The organism is Microbacterium oxydans (assembly GCF_006540085.1).
GTDB lineage: Bacteria > Actinomycetota > Actinomycetes > Actinomycetales > Microbacteriaceae > Microbacterium > Microbacterium oxydans.
Genome location: NZ_BJOG01000001.1, coordinates 556,039 through 579,586 on the forward strand (window position 1 = coordinate 556,039; position 23,548 = coordinate 579,586).

The 23,548-nt window shown below is 69.0% G+C and carries 20 protein-coding genes; 11 read left to right on the forward strand and 9 right to left on the reverse strand.

Annotation, left to right across the window (positions count from 1 at the left end):
- Positions 1–38 precede the first annotated feature (38 nt).
- The gene (locus tag MOX01_RS02655; RefSeq protein ID WP_141368244.1) at positions 39–242 is read left to right on the forward strand and encodes a hypothetical protein; all 204 of its coding nucleotides are present in this window, start codon (positions 39–41) and stop codon (positions 240–242) included.
- A 43-nt stretch (positions 243–285) separates the two neighbouring features.
- On the opposite strand, the gene MOX01_RS02660 is transcribed toward MOX01_RS02655, so the two are convergent.
- Positions 286–1,290 carry a LacI family DNA-binding transcriptional regulator gene (locus MOX01_RS02660; RefSeq protein ID WP_141368245.1) on the reverse strand — a complete coding sequence of 335 codons (1,005 nt, stop codon included), beginning with the start codon at positions 1,288–1,290 and terminating at the stop codon, positions 286–288.
- Between the two features lie 162 nt (positions 1,291–1,452).
- Here MOX01_RS02660 and MOX01_RS02665 point away from each other — a divergent pair, with 162 nt between their 5' ends.
- The 6 genes from MOX01_RS02665 to rhaI are packed head-to-tail and all read left to right on the forward strand — an operon-like array spanning position 1,453 to position 7,706.
- Positions 1,453–2,979 carry a sugar ABC transporter ATP-binding protein gene (locus tag MOX01_RS02665; protein WP_058633002.1) on the forward strand — a complete coding sequence of 509 codons (1,527 nt, stop codon included), beginning with the start codon at positions 1,453–1,455 and terminating at the stop codon, positions 2,977–2,979.
- A gap of 23 nt (positions 2,980–3,002) precedes the next feature.
- A complete protein-coding gene (locus tag MOX01_RS02670) occupies positions 3,003–3,995 on the forward strand; it encodes an ABC transporter permease (RefSeq protein ID WP_113680124.1) in 993 nt (330 codons plus the stop codon).
- Positions 3,992–5,044, forward strand: a complete 1,053-nt coding sequence (locus MOX01_RS02675) for an ABC transporter permease (RefSeq protein ID WP_141368246.1) — start codon at positions 3,992–3,994, stop codon at positions 5,042–5,044. The genes MOX01_RS02670 and MOX01_RS02675 overlap by 4 nt, the downstream gene beginning before the upstream one ends.
- 46 nt (positions 5,045–5,090) lie before the next feature.
- Complete coding sequence (rhaS, locus tag MOX01_RS02680; RefSeq protein WP_046748657.1) at positions 5,091–6,122, forward strand: rhamnose ABC transporter substrate-binding protein; 1,032 nt, start codon at positions 5,091–5,093, stop codon at positions 6,120–6,122.
- A gap of 58 nt (positions 6,123–6,180) precedes the next feature.
- Complete coding sequence (locus tag MOX01_RS02685; protein ID WP_058633004.1) at positions 6,181–6,543, forward strand: L-rhamnose mutarotase; 363 nt, start codon at positions 6,181–6,183, stop codon at positions 6,541–6,543.
- Complete coding sequence (gene rhaI / locus MOX01_RS02690) at positions 6,540–7,706, forward strand: L-rhamnose isomerase (RefSeq protein ID WP_174799746.1); 1,167 nt, start codon at positions 6,540–6,542, stop codon at positions 7,704–7,706. Before MOX01_RS02685 ends, rhaI begins: the two co-directional genes overlap by 4 nt.
- A gap of 2 nt (positions 7,707–7,708) precedes the next feature.
- Here rhaI and xylB read toward each other — a convergent pair whose 3' ends face one another.
- From xylB to MOX01_RS02715, 5 genes are all read right to left on the reverse strand, one after another.
- A complete protein-coding gene (xylB, locus tag MOX01_RS02695) occupies positions 7,709–9,106 on the reverse strand; it encodes a xylulokinase (protein ID WP_141368247.1) in 1,398 nt (465 codons plus the stop codon).
- Positions 9,107–9,224: 118 nt separating this feature from the next.
- Positions 9,225–10,241, reverse strand: a complete 1,017-nt coding sequence (locus MOX01_RS02700) for a substrate-binding domain-containing protein (RefSeq protein ID WP_171011038.1) — start codon at positions 10,239–10,241, stop codon at positions 9,225–9,227.
- A 125-nt stretch (positions 10,242–10,366) separates the two neighbouring features.
- Complete coding sequence (locus tag MOX01_RS02705; protein ID WP_061015123.1) at positions 10,367–11,374, reverse strand: ABC transporter permease; 1,008 nt, start codon at positions 11,372–11,374, stop codon at positions 10,367–10,369.
- Positions 11,371–12,963, reverse strand: a complete 1,593-nt coding sequence (locus MOX01_RS02710) for a sugar ABC transporter ATP-binding protein (RefSeq protein ID WP_082738358.1) — start codon at positions 12,961–12,963, stop codon at positions 11,371–11,373. The genes MOX01_RS02705 and MOX01_RS02710 overlap by 4 nt, the downstream gene beginning before the upstream one ends.
- Positions 12,960–14,006, reverse strand: coding sequence for an NAD(P)-dependent alcohol dehydrogenase (locus MOX01_RS02715; protein ID WP_141368248.1), 1,047 nt, complete (start codon positions 14,004–14,006; stop codon positions 12,960–12,962). Before MOX01_RS02715 ends, MOX01_RS02710 begins: the two co-directional genes overlap by 4 nt.
- Positions 14,007–14,162: 156 nt before the next feature.
- On the opposite strand from MOX01_RS02715, the gene MOX01_RS02720 reads away from it, so the two are divergent.
- A complete protein-coding gene (locus MOX01_RS02720) occupies positions 14,163–15,095 on the forward strand; it encodes a sugar-binding transcriptional regulator (RefSeq protein WP_046748663.1) in 933 nt (310 codons plus the stop codon).
- A 19-nt stretch (positions 15,096–15,114) separates the two neighbouring features.
- Here MOX01_RS02720 and MOX01_RS02725 read toward each other — a convergent pair whose 3' ends face one another.
- Together MOX01_RS02725 and MOX01_RS02730 are read right to left on the reverse strand one after the other, a co-directional pair.
- A complete protein-coding gene (locus MOX01_RS02725; RefSeq protein WP_141368249.1) occupies positions 15,115–16,563 on the reverse strand; it encodes a rhamnulokinase in 1,449 nt (482 codons plus the stop codon).
- A gap of 53 nt (positions 16,564–16,616) precedes the next feature.
- The gene (locus MOX01_RS02730; RefSeq protein ID WP_141368250.1) at positions 16,617–17,402 is read right to left on the reverse strand and encodes an SDR family NAD(P)-dependent oxidoreductase; all 786 of its coding nucleotides are present in this window, start codon (positions 17,400–17,402) and stop codon (positions 16,617–16,619) included.
- A gap of 117 nt (positions 17,403–17,519) precedes the next feature.
- Between MOX01_RS02730 and MOX01_RS02735 the strand changes: the two genes are divergently transcribed.
- From MOX01_RS02735 to MOX01_RS02745, 3 genes are all read left to right on the forward strand, one after another.
- Positions 17,520–18,281, forward strand: coding sequence for a DeoR/GlpR family DNA-binding transcription regulator (locus MOX01_RS02735; RefSeq protein ID WP_058630755.1), 762 nt, complete (start codon positions 17,520–17,522; stop codon positions 18,279–18,281).
- A gap of 102 nt (positions 18,282–18,383) precedes the next feature.
- On the forward strand, positions 18,384–20,420 hold the full coding sequence (locus MOX01_RS02740) for a bifunctional aldolase/short-chain dehydrogenase (RefSeq protein ID WP_141368252.1): 2,037 nt from the start codon (positions 18,384–18,386) through the stop codon (positions 20,418–20,420).
- On the forward strand, positions 20,417–21,826 hold the full coding sequence (locus MOX01_RS02745; protein ID WP_141368254.1) for a rhamnulokinase: 1,410 nt from the start codon (positions 20,417–20,419) through the stop codon (positions 21,824–21,826). The genes MOX01_RS02740 and MOX01_RS02745 overlap by 4 nt, the downstream gene beginning before the upstream one ends.
- Before the next feature lie 74 nt (positions 21,827–21,900).
- Here MOX01_RS02745 and MOX01_RS02750 read toward each other — a convergent pair whose 3' ends face one another.
- Complete coding sequence (locus MOX01_RS02750; protein ID WP_141368256.1) at positions 21,901–23,442, reverse strand: serine hydrolase domain-containing protein; 1,542 nt, start codon at positions 23,440–23,442, stop codon at positions 21,901–21,903.
- Positions 23,443–23,548 lie beyond the last annotated feature (106 nt).

The following is a 23,548-nucleotide window of genomic DNA, read 5'->3' on the forward strand; positions in this document are numbered from 1 at the left end:
CCCGACGCTCCTCCGCAGCCCCCCAGAAAGCAGGCATCATGCGCAACAAGATCCTCCTCATCGTCGGCGTCGCCTTCGTCGCGTACGTGTTCGGGAGCAGAGCGGCGACGGTGCAGATCAACAAGGGTGAGTCGGTGAGGCATCAGCTGGTGCGGATGTGGAACGACCCGAAGGCCAGGAAGCAGCGCCGGAAGACGGCGGAGAGAGCGGCGAAGAAGGCGAAGAAGGCGCTCAAGCGCTGAAGCCCTCGAGCGCTGAAAGCCCGACGCGGCGACCGGCTCGCTCTCAGGCCGGTCGCGCGGTCGACTCCCGCACGACGAGCTCGGGCTGGAACACCACGCGTTCCCGCCCGGCGTGACCGCCGGCTTCTCGCAGCATCAGATCGACGGCCGTGTATCCGATGAGTTCGGCGGGCTGGCGGATCGACGAGAGCGGGACCACGGCGGCGGCCGCGAAGTCGATGTCGTCGTAGCCGATGAGGGCGATCTCGTCCGGGACCCGGATGCTGCTGCGCATCATGAGTGCTTGCAGTACCCCCATCGCGAGGAGGTCGTTCGCGGCGAAGACGGCATCGGGTCGATCTTCGGGTGCACGTGCGCTGAGGGTCTCGCCGGCGGCACGGCCCGAGAGCACGCTCAGCGAATCGGTCAGGATCACTTCGAGGGAGATGCCGGCCTCGTTCGCGGCTCTGCTGGCTCCCTCCAGGCGGTCGACCACCTGTCGGATGCCCATCGGACCCCCGACGAAGGCGATGCGTCGTCGTCCCTGCGCCGCGAGATGCTGCACGGCGAGGTAGCCACCGCCGACGTCGTCGACCGATACCGAGGAGAAGCTCTGGTCGGCGACTTCCCGGTCGACGAGCACCACGGTGGTGCCGCGATCGCGCAGACGTCGCAATCGCGGGAGGTCGTCGGCGAGCGGAGAGATGAGCAGACCGGCGATGCGCTGCTCCTCGAAGAGGTCGATGTAGGCGCGCTCGCGTTCGACCTTCTCGTCGCTGTTGCCGAGTGTGACCGTCATCCGCGCCTCGGCGGCCCGTTCCTCGGCGCCGCGGGCGATGTCGGTGAAGAACGGGTTGCGCACGTCGAGCACGACCAGGCCTATCGAGCGACTGTGTCCTGCGCGCAGCTGCCTGGCGGCGTCGTTGCGCACGAAGCCGAGCTTCTCGATCGCCGCTGTGACGCGTTCGACGGTGGCGGGAGACACCTTGTCCGGGTGGTTCAGGACGTTCGAGACGGTCCCGACCGAAACGGATGCGGCGAGTGCGACATCTCGAACACTGACGACCACGGCGTGATTCCTTTCCGCGCCATCCGCGAAACCTGTCCCTGAAACGTAGCACCGACCAAACCGTGACTTGACAGGAAGCCAGCGAGAGTCATAAATTTCAGATGCTCCGCTCTTTAAAACGATTCAATCCGCAGGGATGATCCTGCAGCTTAGGTCCGATCGATGACGATTCCCTCTGACACCTCCGGTGCTCCGCCGGCGCTCGAACTCCGCGACATCCGCAAGTCGTTCGGCGCGGTGGTCGCCCTCCGTTCCGGGACGCTGTCGGTCGACGGCGGGTCCATCCACGCCCTGGTCGGCGAGAACGGCGCGGGCAAATCCACCCTCGTGAAGATCGTCGCCGGTCTCTACCAGCGCGACGACGGGGTGTTCCGGTTCCATGGAGAGGACGTGGACTTCTCCTCCACCGCGCAGTCCAAGAGCGCGGGCGTCGCGGTGATCTATCAGGAGCCGACGCTGTTCCCCGATCTGTCCGTCACCGAGAACATCTTCATGGGCCGACAGCCGACCGGGCGCTTCGGCCGTATCGACCGCAGGGGGATGCGCCACGAGGTCGAGCGCCTCTTCACCCGGCTCGGGGTCACCATCGATCCCGACCGTCCGGCGGAGGGGCTGTCCATCGCCGATCAGCAGGTCATCGAGATCGCGAAGGCCGTCTCGCTCGACGCGAGTCTGCTCGTCATGGACGAGCCGACGGCCGCGCTCTCCGGCGTCGAGGTCGAGCGGCTCTTCACGATCGCGCGGAGTCTGCGCGACGAGGGTCGTGCGCTCATCTTCATCTCGCACCGCTTCGACGAGGTGTTCGCGCTGTGCGACACCGTCACGGTCATGCGGGACGGTGCGTACATCGCCACCAGCGCGATCGCCGACACCTCGGTCGAGGAGATCGTGCACCAGATGGTCGGTCGCGAGGTGACCGAGCTGTTCCCCAAGCAGCAGACGACCGTCGGCGCGCCGCTGCTGGTGGTCGAGAACCTCACCAGTCCCGGCGTCTTCCACGACATCTCCTTCACCGTGTGCGCGGGCGAGATCGTCGGTCTCGCCGGCCTCGTCGGAGCCGGACGCAGCGAAGTGGTGCGTGCCGTCTTCGGCGTCGACCCGTACCGCGAGGGCTCCGTCACGATGCAGGGCGCACGCATCCCCCGCAGCCGACCCACCGAGGCCATGCGTGCGGGCCTCGCCCTCGTGCCCGAGGACCGCCGCAAGCAGGGGCTCGTGATCGAATCGGGCGTCGGCGGCAACATCACCCTCTCCATCCGCCGCCAGCTCGCGAAGCTGGGGTTCCTCACCACCGGCATCGAGAACCGCGCTGCCCGGGAATGGGCGACCAGGCTCGAGGTCAAGACGCACGCCCTCGACACGGTCGCGGCGACACTCTCCGGTGGGAACCAGCAGAAGGTCGTCCTCGCCAAGTGGCTCGCCACGAAGCCGAAGGTGCTCATCATCGACGAACCGACCAGAGGGATCGACGTCGGCACCAAGTCGGAGGTGCACCGACTGCTCTCCGAGCTCGCGGGGCAGGGGATGGGGATCCTCATGATCTCGTCCGAGCTGCCGGAGGTGCTCGGCATGGCCGACCGCGTCCTCGTCATGCGCGAAGGGCGCATCACCGCGGAGATCGCCCGCGCGGAGGCGACTTCCGAGAACGTCATGTACGCCGCCACGCACGCATCGGAGCTCTCCTCGTGACCACCGCCATCCCCGTCTCGTCGATGACGAAGAAGCTCTCCGCGCTCGGTCGGGCGCGCGAATTCGGCATCCTCCTCGCCCTGGCACTCGTGATCGTCGCCGCCACGACGAACAACTCCAACTTCCTGTTCAGCCCCGACGGCTGGCGTGACCTGCTCCTCACGCCCTCGATCCTCGTGCTGGTCGCTGTCGGGCAGGCCATCGTGCTCATCACCCGCAACGTCGACCTCTCGGTCGGCTCGGTCATGGGGCTCACCGCCTACCTCACCGGCCGCCTGTTCATCGACGTGCCCGGCATCCCCATCGTGATCGTGGTCGTGGCCGCCGTCGTCTTCGGTGCCCTCCTCGGACTCGTCAACGGGGCACTGGTCGCCTTCGCCAAGGTGCCGGCCATGGTGATCACGCTCGGTACGCTCTACGCCTACCGCGGCATCAACGTGCTGTGGACCGGCAGCGACCGGGTGAACGCGTCCGACATGCCGAAGGACTTCCTGGCCCTCGGCACCGGGCAGCTCGTGGGCATCCCGATCCTCACGATCGTCGCCCTCATCGTGCTCGCCGCGGCCGCCTGGTACATGAAGAACACGCGCGGTGGTCGGGAGTACTACGCCATCGGATCCGATCCGGCGGCTGCGGAGCTCTACGGCCTGCGCGTCACCCGTCGCGTGCTGACCGCCTTCGTCGTCTCCGGGGCGCTCGCCGGTCTCGCCGGAGTGTTCTACGCGGCCCGCTACGGCACCATCAACTCGCAGGCCGGAGCCGGGTGGGAGCTCGACGCGGTGGGTGCCGCCGTGATCGGCGGCGTCGCCATCACCGGCGGAATCGGCTCCGTGTGGGGCGCGGCGATCGGTGCGGTGCTGCTGCTCACGATCAACCGGGCGCTCCCCATCCTCGGCATCCCCGACTTCTGGCAGCGTGCCGTCGTCGGCCTGCTGATCATCGGCGCGATCGTGCTCGACCGCGTGCTCGCCGTCCGCCAGAAACGACGGCTCATCGAAGCGAGGGACAAGTCATGACCGCCGCGACCACGACCGCGACCACCCGGGTCATCCGCGACTTCGACAAGCCGCTCTGGCGCCGCGTGCTCCTCACCAGGGAGATGGCGATCGTCGCCCTGCTGATCGTCGTCATCATCGTCTCCACGAGCACCGTACGCGGGTTCGGGCAGCCGATCACGCTGACGTACCTGCTCCTCGACATCGCGCCGATCCTCCTGATCGCCCTGCCCATGACGCTGGTGATGATCACGGGCGAGATCGACCTGTCGGTCGGCAGCATGGTGGGCCTCTCCAGCGTCGTCACGGGGGCTCTCGTGCAGGGTGGGATCCCCTTCGAGGTCGCGGCTCTCGCGGCGCTGCTCGTCGGTCTGGTCGGCGGCGCCTTCAACGGATTCCTCGTGACCGTCGTCGGTCTGCCGTCGCTCGCCGTGACCATCGGAACGCTCGCGCTGTTTCGCGGCCTCGCGGTCGGCCTGCTCGGAACGACGGCGGTCACCGAGTTCCCGGAGTTCTGGACCGATCTCGCCAAGGCGAAGCTCGCCGGCACCACGATCCCCGTCATCATGATCCCGTTCCTGCTCCTCCTGGTCGCGTTCATCCTGCTGCTGCACTACACACCGTTCGGTCGTGGCGTGTACGCGATCGGCCTCTCGAAGGACGCCGCACGGTTCTCGGGCGTGCACGTGGAGCGCACGAAGTTCATCCTCTTCGTACTCTCCGGAGTGGTCGCCGCGTTCGCCGGGATCTTCTACACCCTCCGCTACGGCAGCGCGCGGGGCGACAACGCCACCGGCCTCGAACTGCAGGTGATCGCGGCGGTCGTGCTCGGCGGCGTCTCGGTCTTCGGCGGCCGAGGCAAGATCTACGGGGTCGTCGCGGCGGCGCTGCTCATCGGCTCGCTCGCCAGCGCACTGCGTCTGATGAACGTGACCTCCGACGTGATCAACATCATCACCGGCGCCCTCCTGGTCATCTCGGTGGTGGCCGCGAGCTTCCTCGCCTGGCTGCAGAAGGCTCGTCGCAGACCGGGACGATCGACCACCGGCGCCGCACCCACAGCTTCATGACGCCGACGCCGCGGTTGCGGCACACCCTCACGAAAGGAACAGAACAATGATGTTTGCACGTAAACGCGTGACCGCTGTCGCTGCGCTCGCGGTCGCCGCCGCGGTCGCCCTGTCCGGATGCACGAGCACCGGTGGCGACGGTGGCGGAGGCGACGGCGGTGACGGCAACCTCGCCGTCACCTTCCTGCCCAAGAACCTCGGAAACCCCTACTTCGACACCTCCAGCAAGGGTGGCAAGGCCGCCGTCGAGGAGTTCGGCGGCACGTTCGCCGAGGTCGGGCCGGCCGAAGCGACTCCCGACGCCCAGGTCAGCTACATCAACACCGCGACGCAGCAGGGCGTCGGGGCACTCGTCGTCTCGGCGAACGACCCGAAGGCCATCTGCGACGCGTTGAACGAGGCCCGCGACGCGGGAGTGAAGGTCGTCACCTTCGACTCCGACACCAACCCGGAGTGCCGCGACGTCTTCGTCAACCAGGCGGATTCGGAGGGCATCGCGAAGGCGCAGGTCGACCAGATCGCCGAGCAGATCGGCGGTGCGGGAGAGATCGCCGTCCTCTCGGCCTCGGCGAACGCGACCAACCAGAACGCCTGGATCGACCTGATGAAGGACTACCTCGCCAGCGACTACCCCGACATCACCCTGGTCGAGACGGTCTACGGCGATGACGACGACCAGACGTCGTTCGACAAGACCGCGGCCCTGCTGCAGACCCACCCGAACCTGAAGGGCATCATCTCGCCCACGACGGTCGGCATCGCCGCAGCCGCCCGCTACCTGTCCACCTCGGACTACAAGGGCAAGGTCGCGCTGACGGGCCTCGGCACGCCGAACCAGATGCGCGAATACGTCGAGGACGGCACGGTCACGTCGTTCGCCCTGTGGAACCCGGAGGACCTCGGCTACCTGGCGGCCTTCGCGGCGCAGGCGCTGATCGAGGGCGACATCACCGGCGAGAAGGGCGACACCTTCACCGCCGGCGACCTCGGTGAGTACACGGTCGGGGAGGACGGCGTCGTGGTGCTCGGCGATCCGTTCGTGTTCAACGCCGACAACATCGGCGAGTTCGACTTCTGATCACCTTCGGGCGTCCGGCCGGCACGAGTGTCGGCCGGACGCTCCCGGAAAGGTCCCCATGATCCGCGTATGCGTGAAGCTCCAGGTGCGTCCGGAGCTTCTGGACGAGTACCGCGAGCGTCACGCGCCGGTGTGGCCGGAGATGCTCGCCGAGATCGCCGCGGCCGGTCGCCGCAACTACTCGCTGTTCCTCGCTCCCGACGGTGAGCTCATCGGCTACTACGAGACCGACGACGATGTCGCGGCGCAGGCATACCTGGCCGCGTCGCCGGTCGCCGCCCGCTGGGAAGCCGAGATGGCCCGCTTCTTCGTCGGCCTCGACGGCCGCCCTGACCAGGCGGCACCCACACTTCCCGAGGTGTTCCACCTCGAAGACCAGCTCTCCACCTCCGGTCTCCCCAACGAAAGCAGCGCATCGTGAGCATCCTCAGTCCCTCGAACCTCGCCATCCTCGCCCAGCAGGGCATCGAGCTTCCCAGCTGGGCCTTCGGCAACTCCGGCACGCGTTTCAAGGTGTTCGGCACTCCCGGCACCCCGCGGGACCCGTGGGAGAAGATCTCCGACGCCGCACAGGTGAACCGCTACACGGCACTCGCGCCGGCGGTGGCGCTGCACATCCCGTGGGACGTGGTGGATTCGTACTCCGACCTGCGCACGCACGCCGAAGACCACGGGGTGACCCTCGGCACCGTGAACTCCAACACGTTCCAGGACGACGATTACAAGTTCGGTGCCCTCACGCACGAGGACGCGGCCATCCGGCAGAAGGCGATCGACCACCACCTCGCCTGCATCGACGTGATGGATGCGACCGGCAGCCGCGACCTCAAGATCTGGCTGGCCGAGGGGTCGAACTATCCCGGGCAGGCCGACATGCGGGGGCGTCAGGATCGACTGCAGGACTCACTGCAGAGGATCTACGACCGCCTCGGCGACGACCAGCGCCTGGTGCTCGAGTACAAGTTCTTCGAGCCGGCGTTCTATCACACCGACGTTCCGGACTGGGGAACCTCCTACGCGCAGGTCAGCTCCCTCGGTGACAAGGCGATGGTCTGCCTCGACACGGGCCACCACGCGCCAGGCACGAACATCGAGTTCATTGTGATGCAGCTGCTGCGCCTCGGCAAGCTCGGCTCGTTCGACTTCAACTCGCGTTTCTACGCCGATGACGACCTGATCGTCGGAGCCGCCGACCCGTTCCAGCTGTTCCGCATCCTGTTCGAGGTCATCCGCGGCGGCGGGCTGAACAACCCCGACGTCGCGTTCATGCTCGACCAGTGCCACAACGTCGAGGACAAGATCCCCGGCCAGATCCGCTCGGTGCTGAACGTGCAGGAGATGACCGCCCGTGCGTTGCTCGTCGACCGCGACGCCCTCACCGCCGCGCAGAAGTCCGGGGACGTGCTCGGAGCGAACGCCGTCTTCATGGATGCGTTCTACACCGACGTGCGTCCGGCCCTCGCCGAGTGGCGCGAGACGCGCGGTCTTCCCGCAGATCCCATGGCCGCGTACCTCGCATCCGGATACCAGGAGAAGATCGCCGCCGAACGTGTGGGCGGTGTGCAGGCCGGCTGGGGCGCCTGAGCTCAGCTCCGCGCGGCGTACTGCTCGCGGATGATCGGCCGATGGTCGACCGCGAATGCACGTGCCTCGCCGTCGTGCCACGACGGACGCTCGCCGGTGAGCGCCCACGCCGCCTGCACGGCAGCACCGCGGGCGACCGCCTCGTCGACTCCCGGCACCACGATCGGCACGTCGAAGACCTGCGCCGCGATCCGCGAGACCGCCGGGTTGCGTGCGGCGCCACCGATGAGCAGGATGCGCGAGGCCGGTACCCCGCACCGGCGGATGGCGTCGAGGCCGTCGGCGAGCCCGCACAGCAGTCCTTCCACCGCGGCACGCGCCAGCGTCTCCCTGCGCGTGGAGGCGAGCGACATGCCGAACAGTGTGGCCGTGGCATCCGGACGATTCGGGGTGCGCTCTCCCTCGAAGTAGGGCTGCAGCACCAGTCCGCCCGCACCCGGCTCTGACTCCAGCGCCAGGCGTGCGAGTTCGGCGTGGTCGACGCCGAGCAGACCCGCGACGGCATCGAGCACCCGCGCCGCGTTGAGCGTGGCGACGAGGGGAAGATGGTTCCCGCTCCCGTCAGCGAAGCCGGCGACCGCTCCGGTGGCGTCGGCGATCGGGTGTTCGGACACGGCGAAGACCGTGCCGCTCGTGCCGATCGAGATCACGGCGTCGCCCGGTCGGGCATCGAGTCCGAGCGCGCCCCCGGCGTTGTCCCCCAGACCCGCGCCGACCACCGTGCCCGTGCGGGTGACGCCCATCCTCTCGGCAGGTCCGAGCACCTTGGGGAGGCGCGGGACGCGACCGAACGCTCGCGCGAGCAGATCGAGATCGTAGGCACCGGTCGAGGCGCTCCAGTACGCAGTGCCGCTGGCATCGGAGCGGTCCGTCGCGAGCGCCTCGAGGTCGGGGCCGAGGTCGCTGGCGCCCGTCGGCCCGAAGCCGCGCAGCCGCCAGGAGAGCCAGTCGTGGGGCAGGGCGACGGCAGCGACCCTGGCCGCATTGGCCGGCTCGTGCTCGCGCAACCACCGCAGCTTCGCGCCCGTGAACGACGCCACAGGCACGACTCCGACCCGGCGCGCGTATTCCTCGGCACCGACTTCGGTCACGAGCGCCGCCGCGGCCTCGGCGCTGCGGACGTCGTTCCAGAGCAGGGCGTCACGCACCACGCGCCCCTGCACGTCGAGCGCCACGAGCCCGTGCTGCTGGGCGGCGACCGAGATCGCGGCGACGTCGTGCAGTCCGCCGGCATCGACGATCGCGCTCTGGAGTGCCGACCACCAGGCCTCGGGGTCCACCTCCGTGCCGGACGGATGCGCCGCCCGGCCGGAGCGCACGATCTCTCCCGTCTCCAGGTCGTGCACACTCACCTTGCAGCTCTGCGTGGACGAATCCACCCCGGCGACGTATGTCGGCATCCGCTTCTCCCTCATCCGTGAACGACCAGTCCGTGGAACACCAGTGCGTGAGACACCAGTCCGTCGAACGCCAGGGCCGCGAAGACACCGAAGCATCTCCGCGGCCCTGGCGCTGCTGTCACTCGGACTGGCCGGTGAGACCCTCGTAGGCGATGTTGCCGCTCTTGAGGTTCTTGTTGGTCATCTCGCTCAGGTTCTTCAGGAACGCGTCGCGCTCCGTGACCACGTGACCGATCGCCTCGTCGACGTTGTCCTTGGTGATCGCGGGCATCAGGTAGACGGGGTTCTCCTTGACGTCCTCGCCCCGCACGATGGCGGCGGCGTAGGCGACACCGGCCGACAGCTCGACCGTGCCGTTCTGCAGCGAGGTTCCGATGAAGTCACCGTTCTTGACGGCCTCGAGGCCGTCGGCGATCCCGTCGATGCCCACGATCGGCACGTCGGTCATGCCGGCTTCCTTGAGCGCCTGCAGTGCACCGAGGCCCATGTCGTCGTTCTGGGCGATCACGCCGTCGATGTCATCGCCGAAGGCCGAGATCCAGTTGCTGACCTTGTTGACGGCCTCATCGCGCTTCCAGTTCGCGGTGTCCTTGGCGAGCACCTTCACGTCGGGGTTCTCGGCGAGCACGTTGTCGATGCCCTTTCCGCGGTTGATCTCGCCCGAGCCTCCGAGCGGTCCCTGCAGGATGATGACGTTTCCCTTCCCGTCGAGGGCGTCCATCATCATCTGCGCCTCCTGCTCACCCGCGGCCACGTCATCGGGCTGCACCGAGCCGGTGAGGTCTTCGCTGTTGAGCGAGGCGTTGACGTCGAAGAAGGGGATGTCGGCGGCCTTCGCGGCGGCGATCTGCGGCTGCAGTGAGTCGGCCTGCACGGGGATGACGACGATCGCGTCGACACCGGCCGTCACGTACTGGTCGACCTGGCTGGCCTGGGTGTTGACGTCGAGGCCCGCGGAGTTCCACAGGATCTCGATGTTGTTCTCGTCGGCGTAGCGCTCGATGCCCTCTTTGCCCTCCGTGACGAAGGACGACATGTCGTAGACGCTCACGCCGATGGTGATGCGCTCCTGACCGCTGTCGTCTGCGCCGCCGGCGTTCGCGTTCGGGTCGCCGGCGCCGCACCCGGCGAGCATCAGTGCTGCGACGGAGGTGACGGCGAAAGCCGCGGCGATGCGGCTCTTCTTGGTGAACATGGGATTCCTCTCGTTGGGTGGTGCGATGAAGCAGGGTCTTCTTCGTCGGGGTGGTCGTCGGTGTGCTAGCGGCTTCGTCGTCGGGTCGCCCACACGTCGACGGCCACCGCCGCGACGATGAGCACGCCCTTGATGACCTTCTGCCAGTACGCGGGCACGGTCAGGATGTCGAGACCGTTGTTGAGCGTCTGGATGAGGAGCAGGCCGAGGGCGGTTCCCCAGATCGAGCCGCGACCGCCGAGCAGGCTCGCCCCGCCGATCACGACGGCAGCGATCGCGTCGAGCTCGTACCCGACGCCGAGGTTCGGTGCGCCGAGGGTGACACGGCTGGCGAGCATGACGCCGGAGATCCCCGCGAGCATGCCGGAGATGGCGTACACGCTGAAGATGGTGCGGCCCACGTTGATGCCGGCGATGCCCGCGGCGATCGGGTTGCCGCCGATCGCGTACACGCGCATGCCCCACGTGGTGCGGCGCATGATGATCGCGAGTCCCAGGATGCCGACGATCATCAGGATCACCGGGAGCGTGAGCCCGCCGAACTGCGCGTTGGCGATGCGGGAGAAGTCGGCGGGCAGCCCGGTGATGGGGGCGCCGTTGCCCGCGACATAGGCGACGCCGGATGCGAGAGTGAGCATCCCGAGCGTCGCGATGAAGGGTGGCACTTTGATCACCGAGACCACGAAGCCGTTGATCGCGCCGGCGATGAAGCCGACGACGACACCGGCGACGATCGCGAGCCAGATGTGGTCGGGGAAGGCCTTCGCGGTGAGGCTGCCGAAGACGGCGGATGCGGCGATGACACTGCCGACCGACAGGTCGATGCCGCCGGTGAGGATCACGAGCGTCTGTCCGAGGGCGATCAGGGCGAACGGTGCCGCGGCGACGAGGATCGTCTGCAGGTTGTCGACCGTGCCGAAGCGCGCGCTGCGGTAGAGGAAGAAGGCGATGATGAGCACCATCACGATCACCATCGCGTAGCGGATGGCGAGGTCGCCGAACCAGGTGGGGCTGAAGCGCTTCACTTCCGACTCGGGCACGAAGGTCTGCGCGGCGGTGCGGGTGTCGGTCATCGGTCGTCCTTTGCGGAGGGGGCGGTGTTGCTGGCGGGGGCCTCGGAGATGTCGAGTCCACTCGCGAGGCGGAAGATGCGGTCCTGCACGTCGGGCTGCTGGAGGGCGGCCCGGTCGAGCTCGGCGACCACGCCCCCGTCCTTGAGCACGAGAGCGCGATGCGACAGCGCGAGGATCTCCGGCATATCGCTCGAGGCCATGACCACGGCCATGCCGGAGGCGGCGAGGTCGGTGATGATGCGGTAGATCTCGCTGCGGGCGCCGATGTCGACGCCGCGGGTCGGCTCGTCGAGCAGGAGGACCTTGACCTCGCCGGTGAGCCAACGCGCGAGCACGACCTTCTGCTGGTTGCCGCCGGACAGCGTCTCCATGAGCTGCCCGAGGCCGCGGCTGCGCAGCCTCACCGAACTCATGACCTCGGAGACCGCGTCGACGCGGCTGCGGCCCTTGAGCCATCCCGCGACGGAGAACTGATCCATGCGCGGCAGGGTGGCGTTCGCCAGGATGTCCATGCTGAGCACGGCGCCAGCGCCCTTCCGGTCCTCCGGGACCAGCGCCATGCCTGCGGTGATCGCGTCGGCAGGGCGTCCGCGGCGGACGCGACGGCCCCCGACGGCGATCTCGCCGGCGGTCGAGGAGCGCACTCCGAACAGCGCCTCGATGAGCTCGGTGCGTCCGGCGCCGACGAGCCCCGCGAGTCCGACGATCTCGCCGCGGCGCACCTGCAGGTCGACCGGCTGCGGAGCCGGCGTGTAGTCGAGGCCGCGCACCGAGAGGGCGATGTCGTCGGACGCGGGCGGCAGGTCGGGGAAGAGGTCTTCGAGCTCGCGGCCGATCATCGCGGTCACGATGTCGTCGTCGCTGAGTTCCGAGAGCGGCGCGTCCGCCACGAGGCCGCCGTCGCGGAGGACCACGACCCGATCGGCGATCGCGCGGATCTCCTCCATCTTGTGCGTGGTGAAGAGGATCGCGACGCCGCGGTCGCGCAGCATCCGCATGTTCTCGATCAGACGGGCCACCTCGCGTTCGGCGATCGCGCTGGTCGGCTCGTCCAGCAGCAGCACGCGAGCGCCGGTGCTGGTCGCCTTGACGATCTCGACGATCTGGCGCAGGCCCACCGGCAGGGACCCCATCCGCGTGGATGGGTCGATGTCGACGCCGAACTCCGCGAGCATCTCCTTGGCCTCTCTGGCCATGCGACGACGATCCACGAGCCCGAGGCGCCCCCGCAGCTCCCGTCCGACGAAGATGTTCTCGTACACCGTGGTGTCGAGGATCGAGGCGAGCTCTTGAGGCACGATGGCGATGCCGCGCTGGTGGGCGTCACGTGCCGATCCCGCGGCCAGCTCCTCGCCCCGGACCAGCACCTGGCCGGCGTCCGCCTTCATCTGGCCGGAGGCGATCTTCATGAGCGTCGACTTGCCTGCGCCGTTCTCGCCCGCGAGCGCGGTCACGGTGCCCGGCTCGAGATGCAGCCCGACGCCCTTGAGCACTGGTACCCCGCCGAACGCCTTGCGGATGTCGATGCACGCGAGCATGTCGGGCTGCTCGTCGAGGGTGATGCTTCCCGTGCGCTCGAGGTCGGTCATACGTCCCCCGCGTGCTCGCGGCCGGGGCGCACGATGCTCTTCAGCGTCGAGGGCTGCGCGGCGGAATCGAGTGCCTCCCGGACCTCGGCGATACCGAACGTTCCGGTCACGAGGGCGTCGAGGTCGACGGCGCCGGAAGAGACGAGCTCGATCGCGGTCGGCCAGGTGTTCGCGTAGCGGAAGATGCCGGTGACGACCAGCTCGCGGTTCTGGATGGTGGAGACGGGGAGGGCGATCTCGTCGGCACCCATGCCGACGAGTACGGCCACGCCGCCGGGCTTCAGCGCGGAGATGCCCTGCTTCACGGCGACAGGGGAGCCCGAGGCGTCGACGAAGGAGTCGTATCCCGAGCCGAGGGGACCTGCGGCGGGGTCGACCGCCTCTGTCGCGCCGAAGCGCAGGGCGACCTCTCGGCGTTCCGCCATCGGATCGCTGATCACGATCTCGGTGGCGCCGAAGGCCCGTGCGGTCTGCGCGGTGACGATGCCGATGGGGCCGGCCCCGGTGATCAGCACCCGGCTGCCCGGGCGCACCCCCGCCTTCTGCACGGCGGCGATGGCGACGGACAACGGCTCCATGAGCGCCGCGGCGTCGTCGCTCACGGAGTCGGGCACGGCGTAGGCGAAGTCGCCCTGGATCGCGACGTACTCGGCGAAGGCGCCATCGATGGGTGGGGTGGCGTAGAACTCGATCTGCGGGCAGAGGTTGTAACGGCCGCTCCGGCAGAACTCGCACACACGGCACGGGCGCTGCGGTTCGATGGAGACGCGCTCGCCGAGGCGGGAGTGGTCGATGTCGGCGCCGACCGCGACGATGGTGCCGCCGGCTTCGTGGCCGAGGACGAGCGGCTCCTCCACGACGAAATCGCCGATGCGTCCCTCGTGGAAGTAGTGGACGTCGGAGCCGCAGATGCCGACCGCGTTCACCCGGACGATCACCTGATCGGGGGCGGGGGCCGGCACGGGGCGGGTCTCGATCGTCAGCTCGCCGGCTCGGACCAGCACGCTCGCACGCATGGTCGTCGGCAGTTCAGTGCGCTTCATCGGGCTCCTCGTGGTGCGTGTGCAGTCGCGCGGTCGTGATTGCTCGACCGACATTAGCCATGCGTGACGGATGAGACAACCAGGTGCTCAGATGAGCGCAAGCGGTCGGATCCGGATATGCTGATCGGACTTGGCGGCGTGAGAGGAAGAGGCGACATGGGACCCGATGAGCTGGTGCGGATCTCGCACGTCGCACGCCGGCATTACCTCGAAGGGCGGACGAAGATCGAGATCGCGGAAGAGCTCGGTCTCTCGCGCTTCAAGATCGCCCGGATGCTGGAGGATGCGCTCGAGCAGGGGCTGGTCAAGATCACGATCGAGGCGCCGGACTCGCTCGATCTCGACCTGTCGATGCAGCTGCGCGCTCGGTTCGGCCTCACACGCGCTCTCGCGGTGATCACCCCGGGGACGACGCCCGAGCTGATCCAGGACCGATTGGGTCGTGCCGCCGCCGACCTGCTCAGCGAGATCGTCACCGACGGCGACGTGCTCGGGCTCACGGCCGGTCGCACCCTGACCGCGATGGCCGGGCACCTGCGCACCCTGGCGACGTGCGAGGTCGTCCAGCTCGCCGGGGTCGCCGCGCCGACGCCCGAGAACGGCGTCGAGGTGATCCGCCAGGTGAGTCGGATCTCGGGCGGTCGCTCCCGCGCCATCTTCGCGCCCCTGCTCGTGGAGACCGCAGCGACCGCCTCCGCTCTGCGGCGCGAACCCGGCATCATGGAGACCTTCCGCCGGTTCGACTCGGTGACCAAGGCCGTCGTCGCGGTCGGATCGTGGAGTCCGCCCGACTCTCAGCTCTACGACAATGCGGGGAGGGCGGGCGCGCTCGACGAGTTGCTCGCCGCCGGCGTCAAGGCGGAGATCTGCGCGACGCTCATCGACGAGAACGGAGCCGTGGTGGGGTCGGTGGCCGAGCGGTCGCTCGCGGTGTCCACCGAGCAGCTGCGGCACATCCCCGAGGTGATCGCGGTGGCCGGCGGCCCGTCGAAGACAGGTGCCGTCATCGCTGCGCTGCGTTCCGGGATCGTCGACTCCCTGGTGACGGACGCGGCTCTCGCCCGACGGCTGCTCGAGTCGCCGGTCTGAGCGCGACCTGCGCACCGCATCAGCGCGGGGCGGGTTCGTAGTTCCGCAGCTCGGTGGAGGCGCGCACCATGCGGCGCAGGTCGGCGAGGCCTCCGTGCACTGCGCCGTGCGCACGGGCCTGCACCAGGAGGTTCCCCATCGATGTGGCCTCCGATGGCCCGGCCGTCACCGTCCGGCCGGAGCGATCCGCGACCGCCTGGGCGAGGATCGACGACTCGGAGCCGCCCCCGACCAGATGGATCACCCGCACGTCCACGCCCGAGAGCGTCGCCGCTTCCTCGACCTGCCGGGCGACGAAGGCGCCGAGGCTCTCCAGCACCAGCCGCACCACTCCGGCGCGGTCGGTCGGCATGCGTCCGCCGGACTCGGCCACGAGTTCGGCGATGCGCGCGGTCATCTGCCCCGGTCGCAGCAGGCGGGGGTCGCCGGTGTCGACCAGCACTCCGGCGCTCGGGGCGGCGTCCGCACGGGCCAGCAGGTCGCGGCGGGCGGCTGTGCTGCGCGCCCCCCAGTCGTCGAGCCCCCATTCCCGCATGCATTCGTTGACGATCCAGAGTCCCGCGGCTATGCGCAGGAACCGTACGGTGCCGTCGAGGCCGAGCTCGTTCGTGAAACCCGCTTCGCGGGCCTGGTCGCTGGTGATGAGGTGATCGACCTCGACGCCGGTGAGGATCCACGTGCCGCACGAGACGTACGCGAAATCCTGATCGCGGGCTGGCACGGCGATCACCGCGCTCGCGGTGTCGTGTGAGGCCACGGCGGTGATGTCGGTCGCGTCCCCGGGGGCGAGGATCCCCTCGGAGACACGGCCGGTCACCGTGCCGGGGAAGACGACGTCGGGGAAGATCCTCGACGGCAGGCCCAGAGCCTCGATCCGGCTGACATCCCAGCCGCCGCCGCGGGGGAGTGCGAGGCCGGTGCTGGAGACGTTCGTGGCCTCGGCGACGTCCGCGGCGCCGAGCCAGCGTCCGAGCAGATCGGGCATCAGCAGCATCTGCTGCACGGTGTCGAGTCGTCCGGCCTCCCGGTCGGCCGCCAGCTGATAGATCGTCATGATGGGGAGCGCGGTGACCCCGGTCGTGCGGAAGGCCTCGGCGGCGGGCAGGATCTCCTCGACGATCGGGAAGCTGCGCTCGGTGCGGGCGTCGCGCTGATGGAAGGGAGCATCGAGGAGACCGTCGTAGCCGAGCAGGCCGTAGTCGCCCGACCACGCGTCGACGCCGATGCTGGTGAAGGCCGGCCCCTCCCTGCGCAGCCGGGTGAGGCCGACGAGTGCATCTCGATACAGCCGTTGTGCGTCCCACCGCAGGCCGAGCTCATCCGTGAACGCACGGTTGCGGAACCGGTGCACCCCGTCGATCCGCAACCGCTCGCCGTCGACGGTCGCGCTCACGACACGACCGCTGGACCCGCCGAGATCGACGGCGGCAGCTCGGAAGGTCGCCGAGCCGAGGGGCAGTTCGGGCATGCCACTCAGCCTATGGCCGGGCCTCTGGTTCGGGCCTATGGTCCGGTGAGCCCTCAGACGCTGGTGTATCCCCCGTCGATGAGGATGCTCTGCCCCACGACATAGCTCGAGCGCTCGCTCGCGAGATAGACCAGGAGGTCGCCGAGCTCTTCGGGTTGTCCCATGCGCCCCGCCGGGATGCGCCGCACCCACTCGTCGGCCATCTCGGGGTTCTCCGCCACGAAGTCCCTGGTCATGTCGCTGGCGAAGTATCCGGGGGCGATCGCGTTGACGCGGATGCCGAGAGGCCACCATTCGATCGCCGCGCTCTTCGTGAACATCGACACCGCGGCCTTCGAGGTGTTGTAGGCGGCCTGGGTCTGCGGGATGTTCACGGCGAACGCCGACATCGACGACACGTTGACGATGCTGGCCGGGTTGCCGCGGTCCGCCTCGACGTGCCGGCGTGCGAACTCACGGCTCGTGACGAAGGTGCCGGTGACGTTGACGTCGAGCACCCGCCGCCAGTCGTCCGTGCTGGTGTCGAGGAGGGGCGCGCCCGATGTGATGCCGGCGCTGTTGACGAGCACGTCTGCCGCGCCCAGCCGCTCGCCGATGATGTCGAAGGCGGCGGCGACGGATGCCTCAGAGGCGACATCGACGCTGACGCCCAGGCAGCGTCGACCCGAAGCGGACTCCAGGGCATCGGCGGCTTCGGCGACGGTGTCGAGGCGGTCGAGGAGTGCGACCTCGGCGCCCCCGGAGGCGAGGGCCTCGGCCATGGCGTAGCCGAGGCCCCGCGCTCCGCCGGTGACGACGGCCACGCGGCCGAGGAGTGGTTCCGTGGTGTTTCCGAGCATGAGCAGAGCCTAGCGGGGGCGCTCAACCTGGAACACTCACCGCTCATATGAGCGCGCGCGATCGAGGTCGCTGGTCGCGCGATCCGTCTCATCGCGCGCACCGGATAGATTCCTCCCATGGCTCTTTCCGGCAATCTCGAGGCGCAACGACGCCGAGACGAACTCGTCGAACTCGCCAACGGCCCCCAGGGTGTGATGATCGAGGCTGCGGCCGAGCTCTTCGCGGTGTCGTCGATGACGATCCGTCGAGACCTGCTCGAACTCGAGGCGGAGGGTCGTGTGCGCCGCGTGCGCGGCGGGGCGACGGCGGCGCCGCGCGCCCGCCCCTTCGATGCGCGTCGGGCCATCAGGGCCAGCGCGAAGCGAGCGATCGCCGAGAAGGCCCTGCGCCTCGTCCCCGCCCAGGGGAGTGTCGCCTTCGATGCCTCCTCGACGGTCAACATGCTCGCGTCGGCGATCGGGCCGCGCGCAGGGCTCACCGTCTACACGAACTCGTTCGAGTCGTTCCAGGTGCTGCAGCCGCTGGACGGCGTCACCGCGGTTATCTCCGGCGGCACGGCCGAGCCCACCACGGGCAGTCTCGTCGGGCCGATCGCCCGCCGGAGCATGCGCTCGGTCTACTTCGACGCGTTCTTCTCCTCGGCGGATGCGCTCGACGGCGCCGACGGCACGTCCGAGGTGTCGGTCGAAGAGGCCGAGCTGAAGCAGGCGATGGCCGCGAACGCCGGAACGACGGTCGTGTGCGTCGACTCCAGCAAGCTCGGCCGTCGCTCGGTGGCCCGCGCGCTCGACGGCGATGAGATCTCCGTGCTGATCACGGAGCTCGATCCCGCGGACGAGCGGCTGGATGCCTTCCGAGGGATCGCGGACATCCTCTGATCACCGGAACCCTTCTCCTTGACGTCGGTTCGTGTTATCTTTCACATGAAGTAACAGTACGAGTGTGCACGGTCGTGTGCACCGCCCCTGTCTTGGAGAGTCATGACCAACGCCACCGCCGCCGCTCTGATCGCCCGGTCGAACCGCCTCGGCGCCGACCCGAAGAACACCAACTACGCCGGCGGGAACACCTCCGCGAAGGGCACCGAGACCGATCCGGTGACGGGGCAGCCGGTCGAGCTGATGTGGGTCAAGGGTTCGGGTGGCGACCTGGGCACGCTGACCGAGCAGGGCCTCGCGGTGCTGCGCCTCGACCGCATGCGCGCTCTCGTCGACGTGTACCCCGGGCTCGACCGCGAGGACGAGATGGTCGCCGCGTTCGACTACTGCCTGCACGGCAAGGGCGGGGCTGCGCCGTCGATCGACACCGCCATGCACGGCCTGGTCGACGCCGCCCACGTCGACCACCTGCACCCCGACTCGGGCATCGCGATCGCCACCGCGGCCGACGGAGAAGCGCTGACCGCGAAGATCTTCGGTGAGAAGGTCGTCTGGGTGCCGTGGCGGCGGCCCGGCTTCCAGCTCGGACTCGACATCGCCGAGATCAAGAAGCAGAACCCGCAGGCGATCGGCTGCATCCTCGGCGGACACGGCATCACCGCCTGGGCCGACACCTCGGAGGAGGCGGAGGCGAACTCCCTCTGGATCATCGACACCGCAGCCGCCTACATCGCGGAGAACGGCAAGGCCGATCCGTTCGGCGGCGTCCGCTCGGGCTTCGAGGCCCTCCCGGCTGGGGATCGGCGTGGGCGCGCGGCGGCCCTCGCCGGCACGATCCGCGGCATCGCCTCGACCGACAAGCCGATGGTCGGGCACTTCACCGATGCCGACGTGGTGCTCGACTTCGTGGCCTCCGAGAAGGCGCCGACGCTCGCCGCCCTCGGTACCAGCTGCCCCGACCACTTCCTGCGCACCAAGGTCAAGCCGCTGATCCTCGACCTGCCGGCCACCGCATCCGTCGAGGAGCAGATCGCCCGCCTGCACGAGCTGCACGCGCAGTACCGCACCGACTACCAGGCCTACTACGACGCGCATGCCACGGCCGAGTCGCCTGCCATCCGCGGCGCCGACCCGCTCATCGTGCTGATCCCCGGCGTGGGCATGTTCTCGTACGGCGCCAACAAGCAGACCGCCCGCGTCGCCGGCGAGTTCTATGTGAACGCGATCAACGTGATGCGCGGCGCCGAAGCGCTCTCGACGTACGCTCCGATCTCGGATGCCGAGAAGTTCGACATCGAGTACTGGGCGCTGGAGGAGGCCAAGCTGCAGCGGATGCCGAAGCCGAAGTCGCACCAGGGACGCATCGCCTTCGTCACCGGTGCCGCCTCCGGCATCGGCAAGGCCATCGCCACCCGTCTCGCCGCCGAGGGTGCGTGCGTCGTGATCGCCGACCTCGACCTCGAGAAGGCGCAGGCGGCGGCCGCCGAGCTGGGGAACACCGATGTCGCGATCGGCATCGCCGCGAACGTGGCGGATGCCGACGCTGTCCAGGCCGCGTTGAACGAGGCTGTGCTCGCCTTCGGCGGCGTCGACCTCGTGGTCAACAACGCTGGGCTCTCGCTATCGAAGCCGCTGCTGGAGACCACGGAGAAGGACTGGGATCTGCAGCACGACGTGATGGCGAAGGGGTCGTTCCTGGTCTCGAAGGCCGCCGCTCGGGTGCTCATCGACCAGAAGCTCGGCGGCGACATCATCTACATCTCGTCGAAGAACTCGGTCTTCGCAGGACCCAACAACATCGCCTACTCCGCGACCAAGGCCGACCAGGCACACCAGGTGCGGCTGCTCGCGGTCGAGCTCGGCGAGTACGGTATCCGTGTGAACGGCATCAACCCCGACGGCGTGGTCCGCGGCTCGGGCATCTTCGCCTCCGGGTGGGGTGCGAACCGTGCCGCCACCTACGGGGTCAAGGAGGAAGACCTCGGTCAGTACTACGCCAACCGCACGATCCTCAAGCGCGAGGTCGTGCCCGAGAACGTGGCGGACGCGGTGTACGTGCTGACCGGTCCCGAGCTCAGCCGCACCACGGGCCTGCACATCCCGGTCGACTCCGGCGTCGCCGCGGCGTTCCTGCGATGAGCGTTCGCGCGGTCGCGGCCGTCGATCTCGGGGCGACCAGCGGCCGCGTGATGATCGGGCGGATCGGGGAGGGGCGGCTCGAGCTCGAACTCGTGTCCCGCTTCCCGAACGGTCCCGTGGAGCGGGAGGACGGACTGCACTGGGACTTCGACGCCCTGTATGCGCACGTCGTGGACGGGCTGGCGGAGGCGGTGCGGCGGGAGCCGACGATCGAGAGCATCGGGATCGACTCCTGGGCCGTCGACTACGGCCTGCTCGCGGACGGCGTTCTCCTCGCCGAGCCGTTTCACTACCGCGACTCCCGCACGGCTCAGGGCGTCGCCGAGGTGCACGCCATCGTGCCGTTCTCTGAGCTGTACGCTCGCAACGGCCTGCAGTTCCTGCCGTTCAACACCCTGTACCAGTACCGGGTGGACGAACGGATGACCGCGGCCGACACCGTGCTCCTCGTCCCCGATCTGGTCGCATTCCTCCTCACCGGTGCCAGCGTCGCCGAGCGCACGAACGCCTCCACGACGGGCCTGCTGAGCATCGACGACGGTGATTGGGACACCGACCTCGCGACGCGCATCGGCATCCCGCCGCGTCTCCTGCCTCCGTTGGTCGACCCCGGCGCGGTGATCGGGTCGCTGCGGCCCGAGCTCGCCGAACTCGTCGGCAAGGCTCTCCCCGTGATCGCCGTCGGGTCGCACGACACCGCCTCTGCCGTCGTCGCCGTCCCCATGACATCGCCCTCAGCCGCCTACATCTCGTGCGGCACGTGGGGCCTGGTGGGTCTGGAACTGGCGGAGCCCGTGCTGACGGATGCGGCGCGCGAGGCGAACTTCACGCACGAGCTCGGCGTAGACGGTCGATACCGCTTCCTGCACAACGTCACCGGCCTGTGGCTGCTGAGTGAGAGCGTGCGGGCGTGGGAAGCTCAGGACGGTGCACGCATCGACCTGACCGAGCTGCTCGCGGAGGCGGCCGCCGTATCGGACGACGTACCGCTGTTCGATGCGAACGATCCTTCGCTCAGTGCACCCGGCGACATGCCCAGCCGCATCGCGACGCTGGTCGAGGCGTCAGGAGCATCCGCTCCGACGGAGCGAGCCGTGTTCACGCGCAGCATCGTGGAGAGTATCGCCGCGGCGTTCGCCGAGACCGTGCGCGCGGCGTCCGACCTCTCCGGGCGTGAGGTCGACGTGATCCACCTCGTCGGCGGCGGATCCCTGAACGCGCTCCTCTGCCAGGCCATCGCCGATCGTTCGGCCCTGCCGGTGCTGGCCGGCCCCGTCGAGGCGACCGCGCTCGGCAACGTGCTCGTGCAGGCGCGTGCGCTGGGCGCAGCGGTCACCGACCTGGAGGGGCTGCGCGAGCTGGTCGCCGCCACGCATCCGGTCCGTCGGTTCGAGCCGCGCGGCTGACCGCTCCGCTACCGCGCGGCTGACCGTGCGGCTGATCGCTCCGCTGACTCGATGGCGCCCTGACGGGCGCGACGTCAGATGACGTGCGTGTTCGGCAGCGAGCTCACGGTCGGGCGGGCGTAGGCGCGGCGCCGGGCGGAGATGTCGGTCGGGCGGGCGGCGCGCGGAACGCTCCGATCGACCGCCACGACCTCGAACTCCTGGATCTGCGCCGGCCGCACCGGGGTGAGGTGGATCATGCAGATCAGCTCGCCGCGCTCGCCGGGGATCGACCAGGTGATGTCGGCCGGTGTCGCCGCGGAGACGACTTCTGGCGTGCCGAGGTCGTCGCGCAGCGGACCCACCAGGGCGATGAGCTCCTCGATCGCGGCCCGGCGCTGGAGGAGCGGGCGGTCGAAGTCGATGTTGTCGGCGAAGATCGCGGCAGCGGCGTCGTCATCCCAGAACCGGATCAGCGCGTCGGCCGCGGACATCAGCAGACGTGTCTCCGGCCACGGCTGCACGGTGCGGGCGGGGGCGTCGTGAAAGGCGAGTGCGCGGAACAGCGCCTCCTCCGAGAGGGCGACCGGGTTGCTCCGGTGGCTGTTCGTCAAGACGACGATGCCCATGCCGGACCCCGCGTGCCACACCATGTTCAGGATGAACCCCGGGAGGCCGCCGCTGTGCGTGACGATGCGTCCGCGGTGCAGGTCTTCGCGCACGAAGAGGCCGAGCGCGTAGCCGCCGGCGACGAACTTCCAGGAGCCGTCGGGGCGGGCCTGCAGCGAGGGGATGTCGACCTGATGGATGCGCTGCAGCTCTCGTCGTGAAGCCCGGCTCACCACGGAATCGTCGCTGCCAGGCAGTGTCGATGCCGCGAGGAACCTGACCCAGACACTGAGGTCGTTGATGGTCGACTGCATGCCACCGGCCGCGGCCATGGCGTCGGACACTTCCGACGGGAAGCCCACCCAGTCGCCCGCGCTGTCCAGCGAGTAGCCGACCGCCCTCGCGAAGCCGCCCTCCGGAGCGCGGTTGTCGAACCACGTGCTGTTCATCCCCAGCGGGCGCAGGATCTCATCGGTGACCCAGTCCTCGACACGGCGGCCCACGGCTGTGCCCACCGCGAGACCGGCCATCGTGAAGCCGATGTTGGAGTACTCGAAGGCGCTTCCGGGGTGGGTGCTGTAGTTGAAGCCGGGTCTGATCCGTTCGACCAGCTCCGCTTCGGAGAGGCCGAGGAACGGGTCGACCCAGGAGTTGTCCTCGGTGAGACCTCCGCCCATGCTGAGCAGCTGCCGCAGGGTCGGAGCGATTGCCGGTTCGTCGCCCACGGTCCCGTGCCATTCGGGGTAGAAGTCGGTGATGGGCGCCTCCAGGTCGAGGAGGCCGCGGTCGCGGGCGAGCAGGGCACCGAGCGCGACGAAGCTCTTGGTCATCGAGGCGATCGGGAAGACGGTGTCGGCGTCGGGAGACGTGCCTTCGTCGTCGGCGGTGCCGAACCCGCGCGTGTGCTCCAGGCCGTCGGGTCCGACGAGGCCGTACACCAGACCAGGCGACTGACCCGCGGCCGTGTACTGCCCGAAGAACGCGTCGAGCTGATCGACGAGCGGCACGACGAGGGTTTCGCTGGACATGGAGACTCCCTTGTTCTCGCGGTCGGCATTCGGCCGTCGCGCTGGTTCGTCTCCACACTCTCGTGTGCCGGGCTCGAAGTCATGTCCGCGGGCACCGAGTGTCGGC

Excerpts from the sequence above, each read along its gene's own strand:
- MOX01_RS02670 (WP_113680124.1), top strand. The coding sequence starts at position 3,003 with ATGACGAAGAAGCTCTCCGCGCTCGGTCGGGCGCGCGAATTCGGCATC.
- MOX01_RS02725 (WP_141368249.1), bottom strand. The coding sequence starts at position 16,563 with ATGCCCGAACTGCCCCTCGGCTCGGCGACCTTCCGAGCTGCCGCCGTC.
- MOX01_RS02675 (WP_141368246.1), top strand. The coding sequence starts at position 3,992 with ATGACCGCCGCGACCACGACCGCGACCACCCGGGTCATCCGCGACTTC.
- MOX01_RS02685 (WP_058633004.1), top strand. The coding sequence starts at position 6,181 with ATGATCCGCGTATGCGTGAAGCTCCAGGTGCGTCCGGAGCTTCTGGAC.
- MOX01_RS02710 (WP_082738358.1), bottom strand. The coding sequence starts at position 12,963 with ATGACCGACCTCGAGCGCACGGGAAGCATCACCCTCGACGAGCAGCCC.
- MOX01_RS02730 (WP_141368250.1), bottom strand. The coding sequence starts at position 17,402 with ATGCTCGGAAACACCACGGAACCACTCCTCGGCCGCGTGGCCGTCGTC.
- MOX01_RS02705 (WP_061015123.1), bottom strand. The coding sequence starts at position 11,374 with ATGACCGACACCCGCACCGCCGCGCAGACCTTCGTGCCCGAGTCGGAA.
- MOX01_RS02720 (WP_046748663.1), top strand. The coding sequence starts at position 14,163 with ATGGGACCCGATGAGCTGGTGCGGATCTCGCACGTCGCACGCCGGCAT.
- xylB (WP_141368247.1), bottom strand. The coding sequence starts at position 9,106 with ATGCCGACATACGTCGCCGGGGTGGATTCGTCCACGCAGAGCTGCAAG.
- MOX01_RS02735 (WP_058630755.1), top strand. The coding sequence starts at position 17,520 with ATGGCTCTTTCCGGCAATCTCGAGGCGCAACGACGCCGAGACGAACTC.
- MOX01_RS02715 (WP_141368248.1), bottom strand. The coding sequence starts at position 14,006 with ATGAAGCGCACTGAACTGCCGACGACCATGCGTGCGAGCGTGCTGGTC.
- MOX01_RS02750 (WP_141368256.1), bottom strand. The coding sequence starts at position 23,442 with ATGTCCAGCGAAACCCTCGTCGTGCCGCTCGTCGATCAGCTCGACGCG.
- MOX01_RS02740 (WP_141368252.1), top strand. The coding sequence starts at position 18,384 with ATGACCAACGCCACCGCCGCCGCTCTGATCGCCCGGTCGAACCGCCTC.
- MOX01_RS02745 (WP_141368254.1), top strand. The coding sequence starts at position 20,417 with ATGAGCGTTCGCGCGGTCGCGGCCGTCGATCTCGGGGCGACCAGCGGC.
- MOX01_RS02665 (WP_058633002.1), top strand. The coding sequence starts at position 1,453 with ATGACGATTCCCTCTGACACCTCCGGTGCTCCGCCGGCGCTCGAACTC.
- MOX01_RS02700 (WP_171011038.1), bottom strand. The coding sequence starts at position 10,241 with ATGCTCGCCGGGTGCGGCGCCGGCGACCCGAACGCGAACGCCGGCGGC.
- rhaS (WP_046748657.1), top strand. The coding sequence starts at position 5,091 with ATGATGTTTGCACGTAAACGCGTGACCGCTGTCGCTGCGCTCGCGGTC.
- MOX01_RS02655 (WP_141368244.1), top strand. The coding sequence starts at position 39 with ATGCGCAACAAGATCCTCCTCATCGTCGGCGTCGCCTTCGTCGCGTAC.